At 62.1% G+C, this 22,719-nt stretch carries 21 protein-coding genes and 1 pseudogene; 6 read left to right on the top strand and 16 right to left on the bottom strand.

Annotation, left to right across the window (positions count from 1 at the left end; genetic code table 11):
• Positions 1 to 73: 73 nt before the first annotated feature.
• From LIY36_RS24430 to LIY36_RS24400, 7 genes and pseudogenes are all read right to left on the bottom strand, one after another.
• Positions 74 to 817, bottom strand: coding sequence for a YkgJ family cysteine cluster protein (locus tag LIY36_RS24430; protein WP_226457465.1), 744 nt, complete (start codon positions 815 to 817; stop codon positions 74 to 76).
• A gap of 108 nt (positions 818 to 925) precedes the next feature.
• Complete coding sequence (locus LIY36_RS24425; RefSeq protein WP_192297592.1) at positions 926 to 1,408, bottom strand: GNAT family N-acetyltransferase; 483 nt, start codon at positions 1,406 to 1,408, stop codon at positions 926 to 928.
• Positions 1,409 to 1,411: 3 nt separating this feature from the next.
• Complete coding sequence (locus tag LIY36_RS24420) at positions 1,412 to 2,314, bottom strand: chemotaxis protein CheV (RefSeq protein WP_192297590.1); 903 nt, start codon at positions 2,312 to 2,314, stop codon at positions 1,412 to 1,414.
• A gap of 150 nt (positions 2,315 to 2,464) precedes the next feature.
• A complete protein-coding gene (locus tag LIY36_RS24415) occupies positions 2,465 to 3,439 on the bottom strand; it encodes a 2-hydroxyacid dehydrogenase (protein WP_226457464.1) in 975 nt (324 codons plus the stop codon).
• A gap of 214 nt (positions 3,440 to 3,653) precedes the next feature.
• Positions 3,654 to 3,818: pseudogene (locus LIY36_RS24410) on the bottom strand (LysR family transcriptional regulator); the annotation flags it as partial.
• A 127-nt stretch (positions 3,819 to 3,945) separates the two neighbouring features.
• Positions 3,946 to 4,914, bottom strand: a complete 969-nt coding sequence (locus LIY36_RS24405; RefSeq protein ID WP_192297585.1) for a LysR family transcriptional regulator — start codon at positions 4,912 to 4,914, stop codon at positions 3,946 to 3,948.
• An 84-nt stretch (positions 4,915 to 4,998) separates the two neighbouring features.
• On the bottom strand, positions 4,999 to 7,080 hold the full coding sequence (locus LIY36_RS24400) for a hypothetical protein (RefSeq protein ID WP_226457463.1): 2,082 nt from the start codon (positions 7,078 to 7,080) through the stop codon (positions 4,999 to 5,001).
• Between the two features lie 188 nt (positions 7,081 to 7,268).
• Here LIY36_RS24400 and LIY36_RS24395 point away from each other — a divergent pair, with 188 nt between their 5' ends.
• The 4 genes from LIY36_RS24395 to LIY36_RS24380 are packed head-to-tail and all read left to right on the top strand — an operon-like array spanning position 7,269 to position 12,053.
• A complete protein-coding gene (locus LIY36_RS24395) occupies positions 7,269 to 8,804 on the top strand; it encodes an efflux transporter outer membrane subunit (protein WP_192297581.1) in 1,536 nt (511 codons plus the stop codon).
• Between the two features lie 10 nt (positions 8,805 to 8,814).
• Positions 8,815 to 10,992, top strand: a complete 2,178-nt coding sequence (locus tag LIY36_RS24390) for an FUSC family protein (protein WP_192297579.1) — start codon at positions 8,815 to 8,817, stop codon at positions 10,990 to 10,992.
• Positions 10,982 to 11,182, top strand: a complete 201-nt coding sequence (locus LIY36_RS24385; RefSeq protein ID WP_017738673.1) for a DUF1656 domain-containing protein — start codon at positions 10,982 to 10,984, stop codon at positions 11,180 to 11,182. The genes LIY36_RS24390 and LIY36_RS24385 overlap by 11 nt, the downstream gene beginning before the upstream one ends.
• Before the next feature lie 10 nt (positions 11,183 to 11,192).
• On the top strand, positions 11,193 to 12,053 hold the full coding sequence (locus LIY36_RS24380; RefSeq protein WP_226457462.1) for an efflux RND transporter periplasmic adaptor subunit: 861 nt from the start codon (positions 11,193 to 11,195) through the stop codon (positions 12,051 to 12,053).
• 509 nt (positions 12,054 to 12,562) lie between these two features.
• On the opposite strand, the gene LIY36_RS24375 is transcribed toward LIY36_RS24380, so the two are convergent.
• The 3 genes from LIY36_RS24375 to LIY36_RS24365 form a co-directional block, all read right to left on the bottom strand.
• Positions 12,563 to 12,910 carry a hypothetical protein gene (locus LIY36_RS24375; RefSeq protein WP_226457461.1) on the bottom strand — a complete coding sequence of 116 codons (348 nt, stop codon included), beginning with the start codon at positions 12,908 to 12,910 and terminating at the stop codon, positions 12,563 to 12,565.
• 221 nt (positions 12,911 to 13,131) lie between these two features.
• Positions 13,132 to 13,533, bottom strand: a complete 402-nt coding sequence (locus LIY36_RS24370) for a DUF4440 domain-containing protein (RefSeq protein WP_226457460.1) — start codon at positions 13,531 to 13,533, stop codon at positions 13,132 to 13,134.
• On the bottom strand, positions 13,530 to 14,714 hold the full coding sequence (locus LIY36_RS24365; protein ID WP_226457459.1) for an MFS transporter: 1,185 nt from the start codon (positions 14,712 to 14,714) through the stop codon (positions 13,530 to 13,532). The genes LIY36_RS24370 and LIY36_RS24365 overlap by 4 nt, the downstream gene beginning before the upstream one ends.
• Before the next feature lie 110 nt (positions 14,715 to 14,824).
• Between LIY36_RS24365 and LIY36_RS24360 the strand changes: the two genes are divergently transcribed.
• The gene (locus LIY36_RS24360; protein ID WP_192297572.1) at positions 14,825 to 15,682 is read left to right on the top strand and encodes a LysR family transcriptional regulator; all 858 of its coding nucleotides are present in this window, start codon (positions 14,825 to 14,827) and stop codon (positions 15,680 to 15,682) included.
• Here LIY36_RS24360 and LIY36_RS24355 read toward each other — a convergent pair.
• Both LIY36_RS24355 and LIY36_RS24350 read right to left on the bottom strand, forming a co-directional pair.
• Positions 15,679 to 16,491, bottom strand: a complete 813-nt coding sequence (locus tag LIY36_RS24355; protein ID WP_226457458.1) for an SDR family oxidoreductase — start codon at positions 16,489 to 16,491, stop codon at positions 15,679 to 15,681. The two genes, LIY36_RS24360 and LIY36_RS24355, sit on opposite strands and share 4 nt — an antisense overlap.
• Positions 16,492 to 16,505: 14 nt before the next feature.
• Positions 16,506 to 16,970 (bottom strand): multidrug transporter, encoded by a 465-nt coding sequence (locus LIY36_RS24350; RefSeq protein WP_124527405.1) that lies wholly within the window; start codon positions 16,968 to 16,970, stop codon positions 16,506 to 16,508.
• Between the two features lie 195 nt (positions 16,971 to 17,165).
• Between LIY36_RS24350 and LIY36_RS24345 the strand changes: the two genes are divergently transcribed.
• The gene (locus LIY36_RS24345; RefSeq protein ID WP_226457457.1) at positions 17,166 to 17,636 is read left to right on the top strand and encodes a hypothetical protein; all 471 of its coding nucleotides are present in this window, start codon (positions 17,166 to 17,168) and stop codon (positions 17,634 to 17,636) included.
• Between the two features lie 111 nt (positions 17,637 to 17,747).
• On the opposite strand, the gene LIY36_RS24340 is transcribed toward LIY36_RS24345, so the two are convergent.
• The 4 genes from LIY36_RS24340 to LIY36_RS24325 form a co-directional block, all read right to left on the bottom strand.
• Positions 17,748 to 19,199 carry a mannose-1-phosphate guanylyltransferase/mannose-6-phosphate isomerase gene (locus LIY36_RS24340; RefSeq protein WP_226457456.1) on the bottom strand — a complete coding sequence of 484 codons (1,452 nt, stop codon included), beginning with the start codon at positions 19,197 to 19,199 and terminating at the stop codon, positions 17,748 to 17,750.
• 151 nt (positions 19,200 to 19,350) lie between these two features.
• Positions 19,351 to 20,004: an alginate O-acetyltransferase AlgF gene (locus LIY36_RS24335; RefSeq protein ID WP_192297567.1), complete on the bottom strand. Its 654-nt coding sequence runs from the start codon at positions 20,002 to 20,004 to the stop codon at positions 19,351 to 19,353.
• Positions 20,005 to 20,020: 16 nt separating this feature from the next.
• Entirely contained in the window at positions 20,021 to 21,196 is a 1,176-nt protein-coding gene (locus LIY36_RS24330) for an alginate O-acetyltransferase (protein WP_192297565.1), read from the bottom strand.
• 10 nt (positions 21,197 to 21,206) lie between these two features.
• Entirely contained in the window at positions 21,207 to 22,631 is a 1,425-nt protein-coding gene (locus LIY36_RS24325) for an MBOAT family O-acyltransferase (protein WP_192297563.1), read from the bottom strand.
• Positions 22,632 to 22,719: the final 88 nt, after the last annotated feature.

The following is a 22,719-nucleotide window of genomic DNA, read 5'->3' as shown; positions in this document are numbered from 1 at the left end:
AGCCGAGCACTGACAGCCCGCCAACACCGATCACCTGTGGGAGCGGGCTTGCCCGCGAAGGGGCCGGTACTGCCTACGCCGCCCTCAACGAAATAAACGCATAGTTGGCCGGCACCTCGGTAGCAATCTGCGCCCCCGCATCCAGCAGTTGCTCGGCAATGTCCATCCCGGACACATGAAACACCCACTCATTGGCCACGGCCGGCCGTTGCGTCGCCAATTCAAGCGCCTGGGCAAACGCGCCCATGTCCGGCAGGTACGCGGTAAACCCATCGCCCTTGAGCGCCGTGGTGCGCAGGCCGAGTAAGGCGCACACGGCTTCTTTGGTCTGGACGTCATCGCGGTCGGCCTGGCGCGAGCGCTGGATCAAGGCGGCCAACTGCGGGTCCGCCAGTTCGCCACCGACGATCAGCGCCGGGCCCTGTTCCCAGGATTCCGGTGGGCATTCCTTCGCCGCGGGGTTCAACGGGATGTGCGGGTTGATCTCCATCGGATAGATCCGACACACCAACGGCCGCCGCTCATAGATGCGGCACAGGTTGTCTGCGTCAAGATTCCGGCAACGCCCGGCGTTGTAGGCGGCAAAGGTGATGGCCAGCAACGCCTCGGTGTTGCCGCAGGGCACCACCACCGAACGGCGTTCGGCATGCTCGCGTTGCTGGGCGGGCAAGCCCAGGCCGCTGGCGAGAAAACCTTCCACGAGCACGATGACCTGGCCGCCGTCCGCCGCCCACATGCGGGCTTCATCGAGGGTCAGGGGGACGTGGTGGTCGCTGCAGCATTTGCCGCAACCGACGCAGGAAAAATGAGTGTTCATGGCGGATCTGTCACCAGGCTAGGTCAAAGGGCACACTTGAGCGGTGACGGGTTTTTACCTCTGTCCACCGCTCAGCCTGTCTGGAAGCAAGTTGTGCGCCAGTGCCTGTCAGTCTGCTGCGACGACATCGCGTAGGACGAATCTCATTTCAGCGCTTTCATAGAGCTTGCGTGCGCGCAGGTTGCTCTCCAGCACCTTGAGATCCACGTAGGGTTCGCCGCGTTGCTTGAACACCTGGAAGCAGTGCAGCAACAACGCACGGCCCAGCCCCTGGCCCTGGGCGCAGGGGTGTATGGCGAGATTCTTGATAAACGCGCTGGTCCAGCATTGCGCCACGCCGAGAATACCGTCGGCGTTGCTGGCTACCAGGCACAGCGTCGGGTCGAATTCGGCGTCGGTGACAAACTGGTGTCGCCATTCATCCAGGCCGGGTACGCGGCCACCGCCTTGGTCCTGGGTCATGCGCAACACTGCATGAATCGCCGGGGCCAGCGCGTCGCGGTAGTGATCCAACTGCGTACCCGCCGGCCATTGCGGCGCGGGCAGGCTGGCGGTGAGGTCGCGGCGCAGCAGCTGGAAATACTCGCTCACCGCTTACAGGCCTTTTTGCGCCACAGTCTGGGCGGCGATCACCAGGCACTTGGTCAGTTCCGGCGAAGAAAACTTGGTCAGCACCGAATCGGCCCCGGCCAGGCGGGCTTTTTCGCTGTTCATCGCGCTGTCCAGGGAGGTGTGCAACAGCACGTAGAGGTCTTTGAAATCCGGGGTTTCACGCAGGGTGCGGGTGAGGGCGTAACCGTCCATTTCGGACATCTCGATGTCCGATACCACCACATTGATCTGCTCGGCCGTGCCTTGCAGCTCCAGCAGCACATCGATGGCCTCCTTGGCACTGCGCGCGGTGTGACAGGTCAGGCCGAGGTTACGCAGGGTGTGTACCGATTGCTGCAGGGCGACCTGACTGTCATCCACCACCAAGATGCGGGCGTTGCCCAGCACTTCGGCTTCTTCCATGGTCAGGTCGGTCGGCGCTGCTTCAACCGGCGCCGGGGCGATGCCGTGGATGACTTTTTCAATATCCAGCACTTGTACCAAGCCACCTTCGACCTGGGTGACCCCGGTGATAAACGCGCGGTTGCCGCCGGAGCCGTAGGGCGGCGGGCGGATATCGGTGGTCAGGCAGTGCACGATCTTGCTCACCGCCTGTACATGCAGGCCCTGCTTGGAACGGCTGACGTCAGTGACGATCAGGCAGCCGCCGTCCGGGTCTTGCAGGGGCATTTCGCCGAGGGCGCGGCTCAGGTCGATCACCGACAGCGAGGCTCCGCGCAGGATGGCGATGCCTTTGACGTGGGGGTGGGACTCCGGCAGCTTGGTCAGCGGCGGGCAGGGAATGATTTCGCTGACTTTCAGCAGGTTGATCGCCATCAGCTTGCCGCTACGTAAGGTAAAGAGCAGAAGCGAGAGTGAGTCTGCGCGGGCTTTGGTGGTGGACATAAAAACCTTCTGAGGATCAGGGATGACGATCTATACCGAGTTATCGACTTGAGGGCGCCAGGCTTTAACCGGGTTTTGTATCGGGCGGGTTTCTGTGGGAGCAGGCAAGCCAACTCCCCCCCAGAAGCACCCGCCCACCGTAGTGAGAGGTCAGCCTTTCCACACTTGCGGGTTCACCAGATCCTGCGGACGCTGGCCCAGTAGGGCACTGCGCAAGTTGTCCAACGCACGATTGGCCATGGCTTCGCGGGTTTCATCTGTCGCCGAGCCGATGTGCGGCAAGGTCACTGCATTGCTCAGTTGGAACAGCGGCGATTGCGCCAGGGGCTCCTGCTCATACACATCCAGTCCCGCCCCGCGAATCCGCTGGGTTTGCAGCGCTTCGATCAGTGCCGGCTCATCCACCACCGGGCCACGGGAGATGTTGATCAGGATCGCGCTGGATTTCATCAAGCCCAGCTCGCGGGTGCTGATCAGGTGACGGGTCTTGTCGCTCAACGGCACCACCAGGCAGACGAAATCCGCTTCGGCCAGCAACTGGTCAAGGCTGCGCAACTGTGCGCCCAGCGTTTGTTCCAGCTCGGTCTTGCGGCTGTTGCCGCTGTACAGGATCGGCATGTTGAACCCCAGGTGCCCGCGACGGGCCACGGCCGCGCCGATATTGCCCATGCCGACGATGCCCAGGGTCTTGCCGTGCACATCGCAACCGAACAACGCTGCGCCAACGCTGGCTTTCCACTGGCCGGCCTTGGTCCAGGCGTCCAGCTCGGCGACGCGGCGCGCGCTGCTCATCAGCAGGGCGAAGGCCAGGTCGGCGGTGCTTTCGGTGAGCACGTCAGGGGTGTTGGTGAGCATGATCCCGCGTTCATTGAAGTACGGCACATCGTAGTTGTCGTAGCCCACCGAGACGCTGGAGACCACTTCCAGCTTGCCGGCGCCTTCGAGCTGCGCGCGGCCCAGCTTGCGACCCACGCCGATCAAGCCGTGGGCGTGGGGCAGGGCTTCGTTGAACTGCGCGTTGATGTCACCCAGTTTGGGATTGGGCGCGATCACCTCGAAATCCTGTTGCAGGCGTTCGATCATTGGCGGGGTGATACGGCTGAAGGCGAGGACGGTCTTTTTCATTGCAGGCGGGCTCATCGACTACGGAAGAATGCCAAGCAAGCTAACATTCCTCGTCTGTGTTGTCAGGACACCACTCAATCAACGTGTACACCGTTCAACCTGTGGGAGCGGGCTTGCCCGCGAATGCGGTGGGTCAGCCAGCAAGTCTGTATCTGACACACCACCTTCGCGGGCAAGCCCGCTCCCACATTTGATTTCTGCGGTTCGAACTACCTCAGTTCGCCAAACGAGCGCCGCCCAACCCCCCACTCAACTCATACGCCGCCAACTCCGCCTGATGTGCCGCCAGGATTTCCGGCATCACCCGAACCAGGGTGCCATTACGCAAACCCTCGATGGCCGCGTACACCGGCAGCAGGCTGACGCCCATGCAACGTGTACACCGTTCAACCTGTGGGAGCGGGCTTGCCCGCGAATGCGGTGGGTCAGCCAGCAAGTCTGTATCTGACACACCGCCTTCGCGGGCAAGCCCGCTCCCACATTTGATTTCTGCGGTTCGAACTACCTCAGTTCGCCAGACGAGCGCCGCCCAACCCCCCACTCAACTCATACGCCGCCAACTCCGCCTGATGCGCCGCCAGGATTTCCGGCAACGACCCGCGCAGGTATTCCACCCAGGTCTTGATCTTCGCATCCAGGTACTGGCGCGACGGGTAGATGGCGTACAGGTTCAGCTCCTGGGAGCGGTAGGTCGGCATCACCCGAACGAGGGTGCCGTTACGCAAACCCTCGATGGCCGCGTACACCGGCAGCAGGCCGACGCCCATGCCGCTAGTGATCGCGGTCTTCATCGCGTCGGCCGAGTTGACCAGGAACGGCGAGGTGTTGATCGCCACGCTTTCCTGGCCTTCGGGGCCGTTGAAGGTCCATTTGTCCAGCTGGATCACCGGGCTGACCAGGCGCAGGCAGGCGTGGTTGAGCAAATCATGGGGGCGTTGCGCGCAACCCTTGGCCTTGACGTAATCCGGCGAGGCACAGGCGATGCTGTAGGTGATGCCCAGGCGTTGGGACACGAAGCCCGAGTCCGGCAGCTCGCTGGCCAGCACGATGGAAACGTCGTAACCCTCGTCGAGCAGGTCCGGCACGCGGTTGGCCAGGGTCAGGTCGAAGGTCACGTCCGGGTGGGTGCGGCGGTAGCGGGCGATTGCGTCGATGACGAAATGCTGGCCGATGCCGGTCATGGTGTGCACTTTCAATTGCCCGGCGGGGCGTGCGTGGGCGTCGCTGGCTTCGGCCTCGGCTTCTTCGACGTAGGCGAGGATCTGTTCGCAGCGCAGCAAATAGCGTTTGCCGGCTTCGGTCAGGGCGATGCGGCGGGTGGTGCGGTTGAGCAAGCGGGTTTGCAGATGGGCCTCAAGGTTCGAGACCGCGCGCGAAACGTTGGCCGTAGTGGTGTCCAGTTGCGCGGCGGCGGCGGTGAAGCTGCCAGCTTCGGCCACGCAACTGAACGCGCGCATGTTTTGCAAAGTGTCCATGGGGGGTTCTCAGGGGCGATGGCAAATTGTGACATGAAGTTGCGCGCAGGTGTGCATCCACTGGGTGCCGCCCGCCCCCAAGGCTCAGCGCAAGGTCCAGGCTGTACTGACCCGTGCCTCATAGTGCGGCAGGTAGTCGAGCAGCATTTGCACCAGCGCTTCTTGCGCCAGGGCACGGTTTTCCTGGGTTGGCGTGCCTGAGGCGGTGGCCGTCAGCAACCTCAGGCTTTCAACGGCCTGGCGCAGAGCCGGGCTGATGCGTGCCAGCTCATCAAGTTCGGCGTCGAGCACGCTGCCGGTTTTTTGTTGGCCGATGCTGTCGAGCAACGTCTGGAACGCTTCGGCGTGCTGCTTCACGTAATGGTCCCAGGCGGGTCGCTCCGGCAGCAGGCGACGGGCGATGGGCAATACCTGGTCCAGCGAGTCGCTGCCCAATTGCTCGCTGCGCAATTGTTGCCGGGTGCGCAGGGACTGCAGATCGAACCCGGTGTAATGGTTGACCACTGGCGGTAGCCGCAGGTCGTTAGCCTTGCTCAGCGTGTGGCGCGTGAGCAACACCACGGGTTGCCCGTGTTTGATTTTGACCAGCACCTGGGTGACCGCTCGTTTGGCCGGATCGAGCAGTGAGGCGCTGATCGACTGGACCAGTTGCTCCCAGTCAAATGTCTGCTGGCCAATGGCGCAAAGCCCGTTGCGCAAGGTTGTCTTGATCACCTGGGCGCCTTGGAGCGGGGCGATGTCGATGCTCAGGTAATCGCCGCTCAAGTGCGGGTCGTCGAGTTTTCGATGGCTGACTTCGATGCTCACGCCTTTGCCGCCTTCGTCCTGGGCCGACGCCGTGGCGCTTACCGATCCGCTCAACACCTGGGCATGGCTCGCCAGTGTGTAGACCTTCACGGCATCCGGTCGGAGCAGTGCGCGGTGCTGCTGGATCACACCGAGTATCTGTCGGTCCAGGCCGGGGTCGACTGGCGCTTGAAGCTTCAGCCGCACGTAGCGCTCGAGCAATGCCTGGGCTTGCTGGGTGTGGTGCGCAGGCGTGGAAAGCTTTTGCATGAAGTGCCGGCTGCCCGACGCGGCCAGGCGCTTCATATCGCCGAGCAACCGCTCTGGCGTGTCGCCGTCGGGCGGCAACGGGCTCAGCTTGCGTGCGGCCATCGTCGCTGAGGTGTCGTACAGGCCGAGAATATCCAGCGCCTTGTGCGGGTAGGTGCGCCGCAGTCTCAGGTCCATTGCACTGTTGAGCTTGAGGAAGCTGAAGACATCGACGGCGACGTCGCTGCGTGCACTGATGATGAAGCCTTTTTCCGTTTTGAGCGGCCCGGGAGTGTCGTACAGGCATGGCAGTTCGATGTCGGCCAAGCCGTTTTCGGCCAGTGCCTGCCTGACACCCGGCTGGCTCAGCGCTGAATAATCCCGCTGCCTTTGCAGCGTGCTGCCGGGAACGTCGGCGTAGTGCGCCAGGCTCGCGTACTCCTTGGAGGAAAAATAACCAAGGCTGAGCTGGCTGCGCGACTGGCTCTGACCCAGGTTCAGCGCTATGGATTTCAGCTTGCCCTGCAGGGCAATGACCCGCGAGCGCTCGATGCGCTGGTCACGGGTGATTTCCAGGTGTGAGTCGTTCGTCAGGCAAGGGCCTGCACTGAGCTGCCTGGAGGGTTCCAGCATGAAGTCATACCCGAGATGGTAGTGGCTCGAACGTTTGTCCCCGGCGCTGACATCGGCAAGCGAGCGCAGTCTGGCGGGGGCCTGGCGCGTATGCCGGGCTTCGCCGACGGCCGCGCGAAATTGCCATTTGAGCGCACGGCACAAGCTGTAGTCAGCCTCAATCTTTGGGTTGCCGCGGGTACGGTGGCGTTCAAGCAGGTGTTCGGCCTGTTTGAAAAAGGCGTAGAAGCCTGGGAGTTCGTCGGCCGAGACTTCCAGCTGCGGTTCGCTGTGGGTCAGCGTCTGGTGCAGCGCCCTGATCGGTTGTAGCTCCTGGGAACTGCCCGCGTAGGACTGCAGCTTTTCCAGCAGTGTGTCTGCGATCCAACGCACATCGCGTTGCACCGGCAGCATCCCCGGACGCAACGGCTCAGGGCGCAGATGTAACTGCCTGTGCAAGCCGTCGGCGGTGTCGTGTGCCGGCGGCAGCGGGGTAAACGTGCTGAGGGCTGAAAGCATGGGCGGCTCCAAGCGTGCTTAGGTGCCTCATTCTGTTGCTCGCTTGCCCCCTACGATGTAGGTCAAATGCCCGGATTATCGCTAGAACGGTAACAAAGATTCACAGGAATACCCGCTTATCGTCCTCCAGGCCGCCGCCTAGAATTGCGCTACCTACCTCGCAACACCACCTCAGGAATACGCTTGCCGTGCCGCGTCGCATCAGCAGAGAGCCGAAGACTCTCATTAACAGAGGGCTGAAGGCTCTCAGTGTTTGCGCCTTATCGTTAGCAATCAGCGGCTGCATCGGAACCGGAGGAATCGCCCCCCAAGGCCAGGCCCTCAGTGCCAATACCCTGGCCACCGACGAAGCGATCCAGAGTGCCATCCGGGATGCCCATTGGCCCGCCAGTCAGTGGTGGCAGGCCTATGGCGACCCGCAACTGAACCGTTGGGTCGAACTCGCCACGCAAAACAGCCCAAGCCTGGCCATGGCCGCCGCCCGTGTGCGTGAAGCGCGCGCCATGGCCGGGATTGCCGAGTCGGCCGAGTCGCTGCAGATCAACGGCAACACCAGCCTCAAGCGCCATAACTGGCCGAAAGACCAGTTCTACGGCCCTGGCGAGCTGAGCGGCGCCAACACCTGGGACAACAACGCGTCCCTGGGCCTGAGCTACGCCCTCGACTTGTGGGGCCGCGAAAGCAACACCACCGAGCGCGCCGTCGACCTGGCGCACATGAGCGCCGCCGAGGAGCGCCAGGCCAGGCTCGAATTGCAGAACAACGTGGTGCGCGCCTATATCCAGTTGTCGTTGCATTACGCCAACCGCGACATCGTTGCCGCGACATTGGCCCAGCAACAGCAGATCCTCGACCTGGCCAACAAACGCCTGGACGCCGGGATCGGCACGCACTTGGATGTCAGCCAGGCCGAAACCCCGTTGCCGGAAACCCATCGCCAACTGGACGCCCTGGACGAAGAAATCGCCCTGAGTCGCAACCAGATCGCGGCACTGGCCGGCAAAGGGCCGGGGGAGGGCGCGCAATTGCAGCGTCCGAGCCTGGCCCTGGCCGCGCCGCTGAAGTTGCCGTCGAGCCTGCCCGCACAATTGCTCGGCCAGCGCCCGGACGTGGTTGCCAGCCGCTGGCAGGTCGCGGCCCAGGCCCGTGGCATCGATGTGGCTCACGCCGGGTTCTATCCCAACGTCGACCTGGTCGGCAGCCTTGGCTACATGGCCACGGGCGGCGGCATGCTGGAGTTTCTGGCCGGCAAGAAATTCAACTACAACGTGGGGCCGGCGATCACCTTGCCGATCTTCGACGGCGGGCGATTGCGTGCCGAACTGGGCGAAGCCAGCGCCGGGTATGACGTGGCCGTGGCCAAGTACAACCAGACCCTGGTCAATGCGCTCAAGGGCATCAGCGACCAGTTGATCCGCCGCGAATCCATGGACAAGCAATCGGCCTTCGCCGCGCAATCGGTGGCTTCGGCGCAGAAAACCTACGACATCGCGATGATCGCCTATCAGCGTGGCCTCACCGATTACCTCAATGTGCTCAACGCGCAGACGTTGTTGTTCCATCAGCAGCAGATCGAGCAACAGGTCCAGGCCGCGCGCCTGAGCGCCCATGCCGAACTGGTCACCGCCCTGGGCGGCGGTCTGGGTGCTGGCGACGACGTACCACCAGACGCCAAGACCCTTCCGAGCAAGACCCCGGCGGCACTCGCCGTGTTTGATCACTGAGTAGGATTTGATGACTCCCTTGCCTGCACCGCTGCGCTGGCTGCACTCCCTTGAGTGGCGCCGCGGTTTTTTCGACTGGGCGCGCAGCGACGGCGTGACCTGGGTGTATATCTTCAAGGTGCTGATCGCCGCGTTTCTCACGCTGTGGCTGGCCATGCGCCTGGAACTGCCGCAACCGCGCACCGCGATGATCACCGTATTTATCGTGATGCAACCGCAAAGCGGCCAGGTGTTCGCCAAGAGTTTCTACCGCTTCCTCGGCACCCTGGCGGGGTCGGCGGTGATGGTGTTGTTGATCGCCTTGTTCGCGCAGAACACCGAACTGTTCCTCGGCGCATTGGCGATCTGGGTCGGCGTGTGCACGGCAGGGGCGACCCGCAACCGTAACTTTCGCGCCTATGGTTTTGTCCTTGCGGGCTACACCGCGGCGATGGTCGGCTTGCCCGCTCTGGCCCATCCAGACGGCGCCTTCATGGCGGCGGTGTGGCGCGTGCTGGAAATCTCCCTGGGGATTTTGTGCTCCACCCTGGTCAGCGCCGCGATCCTGCCGCAAACCTCCAGCGCCGCCATGCGCAACGCGCTTTACCAGCGTTTCGGCGTGTTCGCGCTGTTCGTCACTGACGGCCTGCGCGGGCGCAGCCAGCGCGAAGGGTTCGAGGCCAGCAACGTGCGCTTTATCGCCGAAGCCGTGGGCCTGGAAGGGCTGCGCAGCCTCACGGTGTTTGAAGACCCGCACATGCGCAGGCGCAACGGGCGGCTCAGTCGCCTGAACAGCGAATTCATGAGCATCACCACGCGCTTCAACGCCTTGCACCAGTTGCTCGAACGGCTGCGCACCGATGCGGCCGATCATGTGGTGGCGGCCATCAAGCCGGGCCTGCACGACCTGGCCGAACTGCTCGACGGCTTCTCCGGGCGCGCCCTCACCAGCCCCGACGCCGCGCGCCTGGTGGTGCAACTCAGCGCCTACAAGGACGGCCTGCCCGCCAAGGTGCGCAGCCTGCGCGCAACTTTCCAGGAAGGTGACCCCACCGACGCCGAGCAACTGGATTTCCACACCGCCTACGAGCTGCTGTACCGCTTCGTCGACGACCTGCACAACTACGCGCAAACCCACGCCTCCCTGGCCGACCACAGCCACGCCCGCGAAGACTGGGACGAACCCTACACGCCGAAAACCAACTGGCTGGCCTGCGCCGCCTCGGGGATCCGGGCGTCATTCATCCTCATCGTGCTCGGCAGCTATTGGGTGGCCACCGCCTGGCCCAGCGGCGCGACCATGACCCTGATCGCCGCCGCCACCGTCGGCCTGTCCGCCGCCACACCGAACCCCAAGCGCATGGCATTCCAGATGGCCTGCGGCACTTTGATCGGCGCGCTGGTGGGCTTTGTTGAAATGTTCTTCGTGTTCCCCTGGATCGACGGCTTCCCGCTGTTGTGCGTGATGCTCGCGCCGGTGATCATTCTTGGCGCGTTCCTCGCTTCGCGGCCGCAATACGCCGGGGTGGGCGTGGGGCTGCTGATCTTCTTCAGCACCGGCTCGGTGCCGGACAACCTCACGGTCTACAACCCCTACACCTTTATCAACGACTACATCGCCATGATCATCGGCATGTTGGTGTGTGCCGCCGCCGGGGCGATCATCCTGCCGCCCAACAGCCGCTGGTTGTGGCGCCGCCTGGAGCAGGACCTGCGCGAGCAGGTGGTGTATGCGATCAGCGGCAAGCTCAAGGGCCTGGCGTCGAGTTTTGAAAGCCGCACCCGTGACTTGCTGCACCAGGCCTACGGCCTCGCCGTCGGCCAGCCGCAAGTGCAGCGCGACCTGTTGCGCTGGATGTTCGTGGTGCTGGAAGTCGGCCACGCGATCATCGAGTTGCGCAAGGAACAGGCGATTTTGCCGGTGCATCCGGCGTACGCCGAATCCCAACCGTGGCGCCAGGCGATCCGCGTGATGGGGCGCTCGCTGGTGCGGCTGTTCCTGCAACCCAGCGCGAGCAACCTGGAGCGCGGCCTGATTGCCGTCGACCACGCGATCAGCCGTGTGCAGGCCACCGACGAACCCTTCGCCCCGCACTTCGACACCTCGGCCCTGCGCCGGGTGAAAAGCTACCTGCACTTTATCCGCACCTCGCTGCTCGACCCGCAATCGCCCCTCGCTGCCCTTAAAGGAGCTGCGCATGCCCCGTGAAATCGCGTTCCACGGCATCTACATGCCGACCATGACCCTGATGTTCCTGATTGCAGCCGTGTTGGCCTGGGCCCTGGATCGCTTCCTGGCCGGCTTTGACCTGTACCGGTTTTTCTGGCACCCGGCGCTGCTGCGCCTGAGCCTGTTCGTTTGCCTGTTCGGCGCCCTGGCGCTGACCGTCTATCGTTGAGAATGCCCCGATGAAAAAGTTTTTCAGCCTGCTCGCCACCTTGCTGGTACTGGCTCTGGCGATCTGGATTGGCCGTACGTTGTGGGTGCACTACATGCAAACCCCATGGACCCGCGACGGCCGTGTGCGCGCCGACATCATTAACGTCGCCGCCGACGTCACCGGCGAAGTCGTCGACGTGCCGGTGCGTGACAACCAGTTGGTGAAAAAAGGCGACCTGCTGATGCAGATCGACCCCGAGCACTACCGCATCGCCGTCAAGCAGGCGCAGTCCCTCGTCGCATCGCGCAAAGCCACCTGGGAAATGCGCAAGGTCAACGCCCACCGCCGCGCCGACCTCGACGCCCTGGTGATCTCCAAGGAAAACCGCGACGACGCCAGCAACATCGCCGACTCGGCCCTGGCCGATTACCAGCACGCGCTGGCGCAACTGGAAGCGGCCGAGCTGAACCTCAAGCGCACCCAGGTGCTGGCGGCGGTGGACGGCTACGTCACCAACCTCAACGTGCATCGCGGCGACTATGCGCGCATCGGCGAGGCCAAGATGGCCGTGGTGGATATGAATTCCTTCTGGGTGTACGGCTTCTTTGAAGAAACCAAGTTGCCCCATGTGAAGGTCGGCGATAAAGCCGATATGCAATTGATGAGCGGCGAGACCTTGAAGGGCCATGTGGAAAGCATCTCGCGGGGCATCTACGATCGCGACAACCCCGAGAGCCGTGAGCTGGTGGCCGATGTGAACCCGACCTTCAACTGGGTGCGGCTGGCCCAGCGGGTGCCGGTGCGGATTCATATCGATGAAGTGCCGGAAGGCGTGCTGTTGGCGGCCGGTATTACCTGCACCGTTATCGTGGACCAGACGCAGAACTAAAGGTGTGGGCTTGCTGTGGCGAGGGAGCAAGCTTCCTCGCCACACTGAGTCAGTCATTTCAGTTAATGAGCGACTTGGCGGCTCTGATTTTTCGTCGGCGCTTGACCCGCAGCATGCTGACGAAGCGGCGGTGGTTTCTTGTATGGAGCATCAGTAGACAAGCCAGGGATTGGAACAGAGGGAATACTGCAAACAGAGTCACGGGGTGGTTCCCAAGATAGTCCGCCGAAATCAAAGCGTTCAAGACGGCGACGCATACGAGTAATGGCGGCCCTAGTCGAAACCCAACTGCTACCAGGGCTAACCCAATGCACATTGTCAGTAGCAATACCCAGCTGGCCACCACCGCGTATTCGCTGGGGAGATAATTTATTCGTGCGTAATACGTCAGACTATGTGAAAGGTTTCCTGATATGGCGACCATATTCATGGACACCGCAGTTCCCACAGTGAATGCGAAACGTTGGGTGTAACGACGCAACGTTCGTGGCGCTCGCACGGGATCGATGTTATTGCTCATGGCTGCCGAACTCCTCGTAGATGGCAATGACGACGTGGTTGAGATTTCCTGAAATGCCGCTGCCCGTTACCGCAAACGCGGCACCCACCTGATCGGCTAATTGAATGAAAATATCCCGACGTATTTGGGCATTACTGAAGCGTTTGGGGAGTTTTCCGGCCAACTGCATTAACCGGATCATTTCGCGAGGACGGCGAATGTTCTGCAGGCGCAGAACCTCATTTGTCAGCTTTGCGCGTTCCTGGCGACTCATGCGTCTCAAAATGTCCTTCAGATCGCGGCCCGTTGTATTGGTGTGCGCCGTCGGCACGCCGCTTTGCAGGAAATCCCTGGGCATCCTTTCACCTGTGGGTAGACAGAGGTGAAAGAGCCTGAGGATTGGTTCCTTGGAATGATGTCAGGCGGTTCGCTGTTTCTTGTAGTACCTGGCCCGACTAGCCAGGCATAAAGCTAAAAAAGTGGGAGCGGGCTTGCTCGCGAATACGGAGTGTCAGCCAACAGATTCGTCAACGACCCACCGCTTTCGCGAGCAAGCCCGCTCCCACATTTTCGACCGCATCAGGCCTTGATGAAGGTTTCGTGCAGGTGGCGCCACAGCAGCGCGCCGCTGGCCTGTTTCTCGAACACCACCGTGGCGCGACGATCGGTCTGCGTGCCGCTGTCATCCACTTGATGCTCTCGGTAAGTCACCGTTGCACCGCGTGCATGCCGGTCGATCCCGGCCATCTCACTCAAGGTGATCTTCAACCCCGGGCGCATCCCGCCCAGGCGTGTGAACAACGCATTGACCCCGGCCGCATTGACCCGCGTGCCGGTGGCGGGGGCGACCATGCTGAACTCCGGGGAGAAGCGCGCAAGCAGGTTCTGCAAGGTGCCCTGCGGTGCGATGCCAGCAAACCACTGTTCGATCTCGACGTGGGTCTGGATCACTTCTTCAAAAAAATCGCTGTAGTCAATCATTGGTCAGCCTCGCTGGCAGGGTGAAGCAGTGTCCGTACCCTGGCGGTATCCAGGCGCAGCACCGCAAAAGCAGGTAGCAGTGTCAGAGCTGCCGCCATCGTGAAGGTTATGCTGAAGGAATCCAAGGCCGACAACAGCGCGCTGAGCGCCGCTGCCCCCAGGCAAAAGCTCATTTGCCGATTGATATTCCACAAGGCGCTGGCGTGGCCCATGCGTTCGGCAGGGATGTCGAGAAAGGCCAGGGTTTGCGCGGTGCTGCTGCACAGGCTGCCGCCCAGGCCCATCAAGCAGTAGGCAGCGATGATCAGCGTCGGTTCGTTCAGCAACATAATGCCGACGCCTTGCAGTGCCATGCCCGTCAGCAGTAAAGGCTTCGGCCCCCAGCGGTTGAACAGTGTTTTGCCAAGGTAGATCGCCACTGCCGACGCCAGCGCCCACGGCAGCATGAGTGCGCCGGTGCGGGTTGCGTCGTAACCCAGGCCGCGTAGATAAAGGACGGCGATCAGGCTGGTGCCAATGAAGACGCCAGGGATGAACAGGTAAACCAGCATCGCCACGCGCAGCATCGGGCTGCGGACTTGTTTGAAAATGCCGCCCACTTCCAGTCTCGGGCGTGGGTTCGTGGGCTCATCGGGTGTTATCCACAGCAGCGCCAGCAACAGTGTGATCAAGGCCAGTGGCAGGTTGGCGTAGAAGATCCAGCGCCAGGACATGCTGTCGACGATCAAGCCGCCCAAGGCGGGGGACAACGCTGGCACCAGCAGCGCCACGGACATCACCCGTGCCGTCAACTGGCTGCGCTCATTTGCCGGAAAATACCGATAGGCCATGGCCTGCCCAACGGGAATCAGCAAGCCGCCGCCCAGCCCTTGCAGCGCACGCCAGCCGATCAACGTGTCAATGGAAGCCGCCTGGCCAACCATCACCGATGCGCCCGCAAACAACAGCAGGCTGGCAGCGATCAACGTGCGCTCGCCCAGCATTGCCGCCAGCCACACACTCAATGGAATGATCAGCGTGAGACCGAGCAGGTACGCATTGCTGATCCACGCCAATTGCGTGACCGAGGCGTGCAGGTCGCGGGCGATGTCCGGGTAGGCGACGGTGGCGACAAACATGTTCACCAGGTCCAGGGCAAAGCCCAGCAAAAATATCCAGGCGACTTTCGAGCGGTAGGTCATGAGCGCGATCCTGCGAATGAAGCGGGCAGGGTAGGCCGGGCATTGCAGTTGGGCTACGTCGGTTTGCCTGTTAGTTTGTCAAAAATATTTTGACAAAGGAGGCCTGGCCCATGGTCAGCCTGGACCGATTCGACACCTTCAAGGCCGTGGTCGAGGCCGGCTCGCTCACGGCTGCGGCCGACCTGCTGGGCCAGACCCGCGCCGTGGTCAGCTTCAATCTCAAGCGCCTGGAAGCGGAGCTGGGCGTGACTCTGCTGACCCGTAACACTCGCCAACTGGCATTGACCGATGCCGGCGAACGCTTCTATCTGCGCTGTACCCGCATGCTTGAAGAAGCGCGGTTGGCGGTCGAAGAAGCGCGTTCGGAGCACGCCCAACTCAAGGGCACATTGCGCATCACCACCACGGTGGAATACGCCCTGGCCGTGGTTGCCCCTGCCGTGGAGGCCTTTCGGCGTCTACACCCGGACCTGAACATTCACTTGTCCACGTCCTCGACCCATGCCGATCTGATTTCCGAGCGTTTTGACGTGGCGATCCGGTTGGGGCGCCTGCCGGATTCCAATCACCGTGCGGTGCAGTTGTCGACGTTCGAGGTATTCGCCGTGGCGGCACCGGTGTTTGCCGGGGCTGCCACCCTGGATGAACTGGAGCAGTTGCCCCGCCTGGGCCATGGGCGGCTGACGGGATTGACGGTAACCGACCCGGCAGGCACCGAACGTCTCTACCGCGTCGGTCAAACGACATTGGTGGCCGACAGTGCCGCTGTGCTCCAGGCGTTCGCTGTGCACGGCCACGGTGTAGCCGTGCTGCCACAGTGGCTGGTGAATGACGATCTGGAAACGGGGCGCTTGGTGCGCCTGTTACCGGACCATCGCTTCGACCCCCAGGGGGTTTATGCGATGTATCCGGACACCCGGCATTTACCCTTGAAGGTGCGGGCGTTCATCGATTTCTTGAAGGGTTAGAGCGCGCCATCCAGCCCAAACCGTTTCTTCAACACCTTGTCCAGCAGCCCCTTGGGCAACAGCGCCGCCATCAACGGCAGCGCCCGGCTGCCATTGCCCGCGCGCAGCAGGCGTGGCGGTGTGGCTTGTTGTACGCCCTTGAGCACCTGGGCGGCAAACCGGTTGGCCGGGGTGGGGTTGTCCTGCGAGGCCTGTGAGCGCGCGCGAATGCCTTCGCGCAACGGCCACCAGGGCGATTTCTCGCTGATCAACAGCTCGGCCTGGGCACCGGCGTTTTTCGCGAAGCTCGTATCGATGGCCCCCGGTTGCACTTCCATCACGCGAATGCCAAACGGCGCCAGCTCCATGCGCAGGGCATCGCTCAAGGCATGCACGGCGGCTTTGGATGCGCAGTAGGCACCGGCAAACGGCGTGACCAGCACCCCGGAAACACTGCCGATATTCACCACCAGGCCTTTGCTGCGGCGCAGTGCCGGGAACAGCGCCTGGGTCACGCCGACGATGGAGAACACGTTGGTCTCGAACTGGCGCTGCATCGCCTCGGTGCCGCCGTCGAGCAGCGGGCCCATGGCGCCGTAACCGGCGTTGTTGACCAGTACGTCCAGCTCGCCCAACTGTTCAGCCAGGTGCTGCAAGGCGGCGCTGTTGTTGACGTCCAGTTGTACCGCGTTGAAGCCGGCGGCGGCTAAACCGGCAACATCGTCCGGTCGACGGGCGCTGGCCCATACGCTGTAGCCGGCGGCTTTGAACGCGTCAGCCAGGGCGCGGCCGATACCGCTGGAACAGCCGGTGATGAGTACGTTGGGCATGGATCAATCCTTTGTCAGTCCGAGAAGCTGCCTTGCAGGTGCTCGGCACGAAATTCCAGGGTTTGCGGGCGGTAGCCGGGGCGCAGCGGTGGGGCGGGCAGGCAATCGTCCCAGGTGGCGCCGGCCTGCAACTCGCCGGGGCCGCGGTAGCGCGGGGCGGCGTAGACGTTGTCGGCCAGGTTGACGGTGTCGCCCGGCGCATAGGCGGCGACGCGCCAGCGCAGTTCGGTGAGAGGCACGTCGTTGCCATTGTTGAGGACCAGTTTCAGCGGGCGGTCGGCGGGGCATTCCTCAGGCGCGTAGGTGATGCGCAGTTCCAGGCGCGCCAGTTGCGAGGCTTCGCGGTTGTCCAGCCAGACCACCCAGATGGCGACGAAACCCAGGCCGACCGCGGCCGCGAGGGATACCGGCAAGGCCTTGGCGGGGTAGCGCAGCAGCAGGATCAGCCAGGTGATGATCAGGAGAACGCCGAAGAACATGGAGACCACCTCTAATGGGGAACGAGCATCCTAACTTAAGCGTAGGAGGGATTGGCTGGCTTGAGAGGTGTATTGGTCTGACGATGGTTGGTGCACAAAGATGGAACCACCCAGAGCAGTTTTCCACACATATGACGAAGGGAGCACACTTGGCCTACCTGGATGGTAGTTATCCGTATATTCGAGTACTCGATCATGAAAATTCAGTCCAATTCGACAGCTGCTGTCTTGCCCCTCAATGCACCCGAGACAAGCGTTCCCCCAACGTTGTCGGCCTCCCTCAAACAGGCCATTGCTGCCGAGATATTTGCCCAGTTCTCACCCGCGCTTCATCCCCATCAACGCGGCTCGTTGTTGGATTCGTTCAAGCAAGCGATCCACGCTGAAATCAACACCCATCTCCCTGTGGCGATGTATAACCAGGATAAAGCCGTTGGGGCAGCCATGACATTCGGCGGTGCCGTGATGCAGGGCTTAGGGAAGAGGCTTGGGAGTGCGGGTGTGATGGGGGCGAAAGTTTTAGGGGCAGGTATGGTGTTCGGTGGCAAAGTCGCTGAAGAGCAGGGCAAAAATACCTATGGGAACGCTGGTAGCTCTAACAACAGCGGTGGCTACAATGCCTATTCCGGCTTCTACACCGGGAGCAGCATTACTGGCAAAAAGTAAGTGCCTGGGGTTGCCTGAAGGTGTTCTGAGGGCGCGATAAAAAGCCCCCGCCCAACCGGCTGCGGATAGGGGACGCAGTCGGCTGGACGGGGGCTTCTTTTTACGACTGTTTTACTGCGCGATAGTTTTCACCGACACGCCACGCTCAACCGGCGTCGAACGCCCGTAAATATCTTCAAAGCGCTCGATGTCATCCTCGCCCAGGTAGCTACCCGATTGCACTTCAATGATCTCCAATGGGATCTTGCCCGGGTTGCGCAGGCGGTGCACCGAGGCAATCGGGATGTAGGTGGATTGGTTCTCACACAGCAGGAACACATTCTCGTCGCAGGTCACTTCAGCTGTGCCGCTGACCACGATCCAGTGTTCGGCGCGGTGGTGGTGCATTTGCAGCGACAGGCACGCGCCCGGCTTGACCGAGATGTGCTTGACCTGGAAACGCCCGCCCATGTCCACCGAGTCGTAGGACCCCCACGGACGATAGACCTCGCAGTGGTTCTGGGTCTCACTGCGCCCCTGTTCGTTGAGGGTGTTGACCATCTGCTTGACGCCTTGGACCTTGTCCTTGTGGGCAATCATCATCGCGTCCTTGGTTTCAACGACCACGATGTTTTCCAGGCCGATTACCGACACCAGCTTGCCGTTGCCGTGGATCATGCAGTTCTTGCTGTCCTGGATCACCACGTCGCCCTTGGTCACGTTGCCGTCGGCGTCTTTATCGTTGACCGCCCACAGCGAGGCCCAGCAACCCACGTCGCTCCAACCGGCACTCAGCGGCACTACGCAGGCGCGCTGGGTTTTTTCCATCACGGCGTAGTCGATGGAGTTGTCCGGGCAGCAGGCGAAGGTGGCTTCGTCGAAGGACACGGTGTCGGCATCCTGTTCGCTGCGCTCAAGGGTCAGCAGGCAGGTGTCGTAGATGTCCGGATCGTGCTTTTTCAGCTCTTCGAGGAAGCGGCTGGCGCGGAACAGGAACATGCCGCTGTTCCAGAAATAGCCGCCGCTTTTGACGAACTCGACCGCGCGTTTTTCATTGGGTTTTTCCACGAACTGCTCGACGCGGCTCACGCCTTCGGGCAGCAGCGAATCAGCGGTGGACTTGATGTAGCCGTAGCCGGTCTCCGGACGGGTCGCCGGTACGCCGAACAGCACCATCTCGCCGCGTTCTGCTGCCACGGTGGCCAGGGCCAGTGCACGTTGCAGGGCTTTCTGATCTTCGATCACGTGGTCGGCGGGCAGCACCAGCATCAGCTCGTCGCGGCCTTCGTTGACCAGCATCATCGCGGTCAGGGCCACGGCCGGCGCGGTGTTGCGGCCGAACGGTTCCATCAGGATGCGCTGGCAGTCCAGCTTGCGGTTGCTCAGTTGCTCGTTGACGATGAAGCGGTGGTCTTTGTTGCAGACCACAATCGGTGTGTCCATGCCTTCGAACACCAGGCGTTCCAGGGTTTGCTGGAACAGCGTGTGCTCGCCCGTCAGCGCCAGGAATTGTTTCGGGAACTGTTTACGCGACAGCGGCCAAAGACGGGAGCCGCTACCACCGGAAAGGATTACTGGGATCATGGGTGTTTCTCCTTGAATCGAATTGGGTCAGAGCCTGTGGGCGCTGGCTGGCTCGCGAAAGCGGTGTGTCAGTTGGTACAGCGGGTGCTGAACCACCGCATTCGCGGGCAAGCCCGCTCCCACAGGAGGGGGCGTTAAATTGAAAATTTAATCAGCGGGTCGACACTGGGCGTTTCACCCAGACTGGCGACAGGCTCGAACCGGAGCCGGTCACGTACAGCACCGCCGCTTCACCACGTTCCAACGCAACCGGCTTCACATCACCGACTTTTTTGTCACCGTCATACAACGCCAGGCTCACTTTCACTGGGTTGATTTCACGCTCGCCACGGCCCTTGGCCGCCACCGACTTGACCACATCGGTCTTGCCGTCGGCGGTTTTCAGGGTCAGGGCCTTGTCGCTGAGGTTCTGCACACGTACCAGGGATTTCTGCTTGTTCTTGAATGGCGGCTCTTCGATCAATTGCGGTTGGCCGCTGCCGTTGTTGACCAGGGTGTAGTAGTGGTCGGCGGCAAGTTTGACCGGCACGGTCTGGCTGCCGACCTTGGCGCTGTAGTCACCGCCGGGCATGAAGCTGAAGTCGCTGCTGGCCAGGGGCGCAACGTCGCTGAGGTTGGTGCTGCCAACCGTCGCGCTGACTTCCTGGTTGGAGGCGTTGAATACGCGCACAAAGCTGGAGCCTTTCGGTGCGACGGGGCCGTACAACGCGGCATCACCGGCAAAGGCCGACATCGACGCGATGCTCATGCCAGCGGCGAGGGCCAGGGTCTTGGCGAGACGACGAGGAGTTGTAGTGAAAGTCATGTGAGTTACCTCTCTTTCAGTTTTGCGCCCGGTCGGGCGTCTCGGATTTTTCAAGGGTGTTCAAAGCCATGTTTTGTTGGCGCGAACCGGCTTGTTTAAGCTGCGCAACCCAGGACGGGTCGGCATCACCGATTTCGTTGTTCACGGGCAGATAACGTTCAGGAAACTCCCAGATCAGCACTTGTGGCGGGCTGTTCTTGAAGTCATCGCTTTTCAGGTAGCTGAGCATCGGCAGGATCGGGCCGTGGCCGTCTTCCGAATAGTTGATGACGTCGCTGTGCAGGGCTTGCTTGAGCGCACCGACGAAGTTCCAGTTGGGGTTGGCGCTGTAGCTGGTGCCGACCAGCGCCACCGGGGTTTCGCTGTTGCTGAACAGCGCATCGTCGCCCCCGGCTTCGGCCAGATGGGTCACGCGTTTTTGCAGCGGTTCTTTGGGTGGCATCAGGTTTTCGAACAGCGGGTCCAGGGGCAGGAACAGACGCAGGTCGCCTTTATGCGGTGCGGTGCTCTCGGCCTCGGTGACAAAACGCTGCGGCTCGCCGCTCAGCGGGGTTTTCTCGGCAATGGTCTTGGCCAGTTGCTTGGCGGCGATTTCCGCACCGTCAGGCGTCCAGTGGGTATCGGTACGCAAGAACACTTGCGTGCCGCTCAGCTTGGCCTGTTGCAGTGGGCCAAGCAGATCAGGTGCCGGGATCTTGTCGGCCGCCACACGGGCGTGGAAGTCCTGATACAGGTTGGCGTGGATGCTTGCCGGCTTCACGTCGCCGACGTGCTCCGGGTACAAGCGCACCTTGGCCGGGACAATCGCCATGACCAACTGCACACCTTGGGCCTTGAGCTTCTGGCGCACGCCTTCGACCAGCGCGTAGTTGCCTTGCAGGTTCTGGTCTTCGTTGACGATGGGGTTGAACTCCTCGTCGCTGTACAACCAGTGGTCGCGGCCCAGCACCACGCCAGGGCGGCCTTCGTTGAACAGCTTGTAGTCCAGCGCCGCCCAGAGGTTGGTGCCCAGGCGCTTGATTGGGAACTCGTCGTCGTAGTGGGTCTCGACGGCCTTGGTCCAGCGACCGTTAAGCACGGTGGCATCGGCGTTGGTGCTAAAGCCCAGGAAACTGCGCATCGACCACAGCCCCAGCACCAGCAGCATGGCCAGGAACACGGTGATGTAGAGCACGCGTAATGATCGGGTCATGTCGGCTCCCTCAGAATTGGAAGTAAAGGAACGGCGAGAAACTCTGCGCCGACAGTTTCAGGATCGATGCCGCGAACAGCAGCAGCACGCAGGCCCGCATGGCGTAGCCGGGCACGCTGCGCGCCGGGTTTGGCGTCGCGGGATGGTCACGGTAGAAATCGCGCAGGCCAAAGAACGCCAACGTCGCATACGCCACCACCAGGGTTGCCACCTGCAGGCCGGTGAGGCTGGCGCGGTTGAGTTCCGACAGCGACCACTCGTTGAAGCTGAACATTGCGCCATACATGCGGCCGGCAACGTGCAGGTTCTCGGCGCGGAAGATCACCCAGCCCACGACGACCAGCAGGAAGGTGAAGGCCCAACGCACCGGGTTGAAGCTGCGCGGCGACGTGTTGAGGCCGATGGCTTTTTCAATCGCCAGCCACATGCCGTGCCACGCACCCCAAACGATGTAAGTGATGTTCGCGCCGTGCCACAGGCCACCGAGCAGCATGGTCAGGAACAGGTTGCGGTAAGTGGTCAGCGTGCCTTTACGGTTGCCGCCCAGGGTGATGTACAGGTAGTCACGCAGCCAGGTGGACAGGCTGATGTGCCAGCGCCGCCAGAACTCGGTGATCGACTGGCTGATGTACGGCTGCTTGAAGTTTTCCATGAAGCGGAAACCCATCATCAAGCCCAGGCCGATGGCCATGTCGCTGTAGCCGGAGAAGTCGAAGTACAGCTGCGCGGTGTAGGCCAGCGCGCCGAGCCAGGCATCGCCGGTGGTGGGGTTTTGCAGGGCGAAGCAATGGTCGGCCACCACCGCCAGGGTGTCGGCGATGAACACCTTCTTGATGAAACCCTGCATGAACCGCGTGCAGCCCTCGGAGAATTTGTCGAGGGTGTGGGTGCGATTGTTGAACTGGTCGGCCAGGTCGCGAAAGCGCAGCACGGGGCCGGCGATCAAATGCGGAAAGATCGCCACGAACGCCGCAAAGTCGATGAGGTTGCGGGTTGCCGGGGTATCGCCGCGGTACACGTCGATGATGTAGCTGATGGACTCGAAGATGTAGAACGAGATCCCGATCGGCAACAGCACGTGGGTCAGGATAAACGGCTCCAGGCCCGCCGACTTCATCATCACATTGATGCTGTCGACACCGAAGTTGGCGTACTTGAAGTAGCCGAGGATGCACAGGTCGACGGCCACGCCGAGCAGCAACCAGCGCTGGGCCGGCTTGGTGCGCACGCCGGCGGCACCGACCTTGAGGCCGATCCAGTAGTTCCACAGCGTCACGGCGGCGAACAGCGCCAGGAAGTCCACTCGCCACCAGGCGTAGAACACATAGCTGGCAATCAGCAGCAGCAGGTTGCGATAGCGTTGCCCGCTCAAGTAGTACAAGCCGAGGAAGATCGGCAAGAACAGAAACAGGAACACATTGGACGAGAAAACCATCCCGATCTCTCCATGTTTAACCAACAGTCAAGGGCCGCAGCCCCCCCAAACCCCCCCACGAAAATTCGGGGGAGGGCGGTACAACATT

Origin of the sequence: Pseudomonas sp. AF03-9 (genome assembly GCF_020515815.1) — a bacterium.
Lineage (GTDB): Bacteria > Pseudomonadota > Gammaproteobacteria > Pseudomonadales > Pseudomonadaceae > Aquipseudomonas.
The sequence above is the reverse complement of the archived record's forward strand: the minus strand, read 5'-3'. Positions and strand labels throughout refer to the sequence as shown.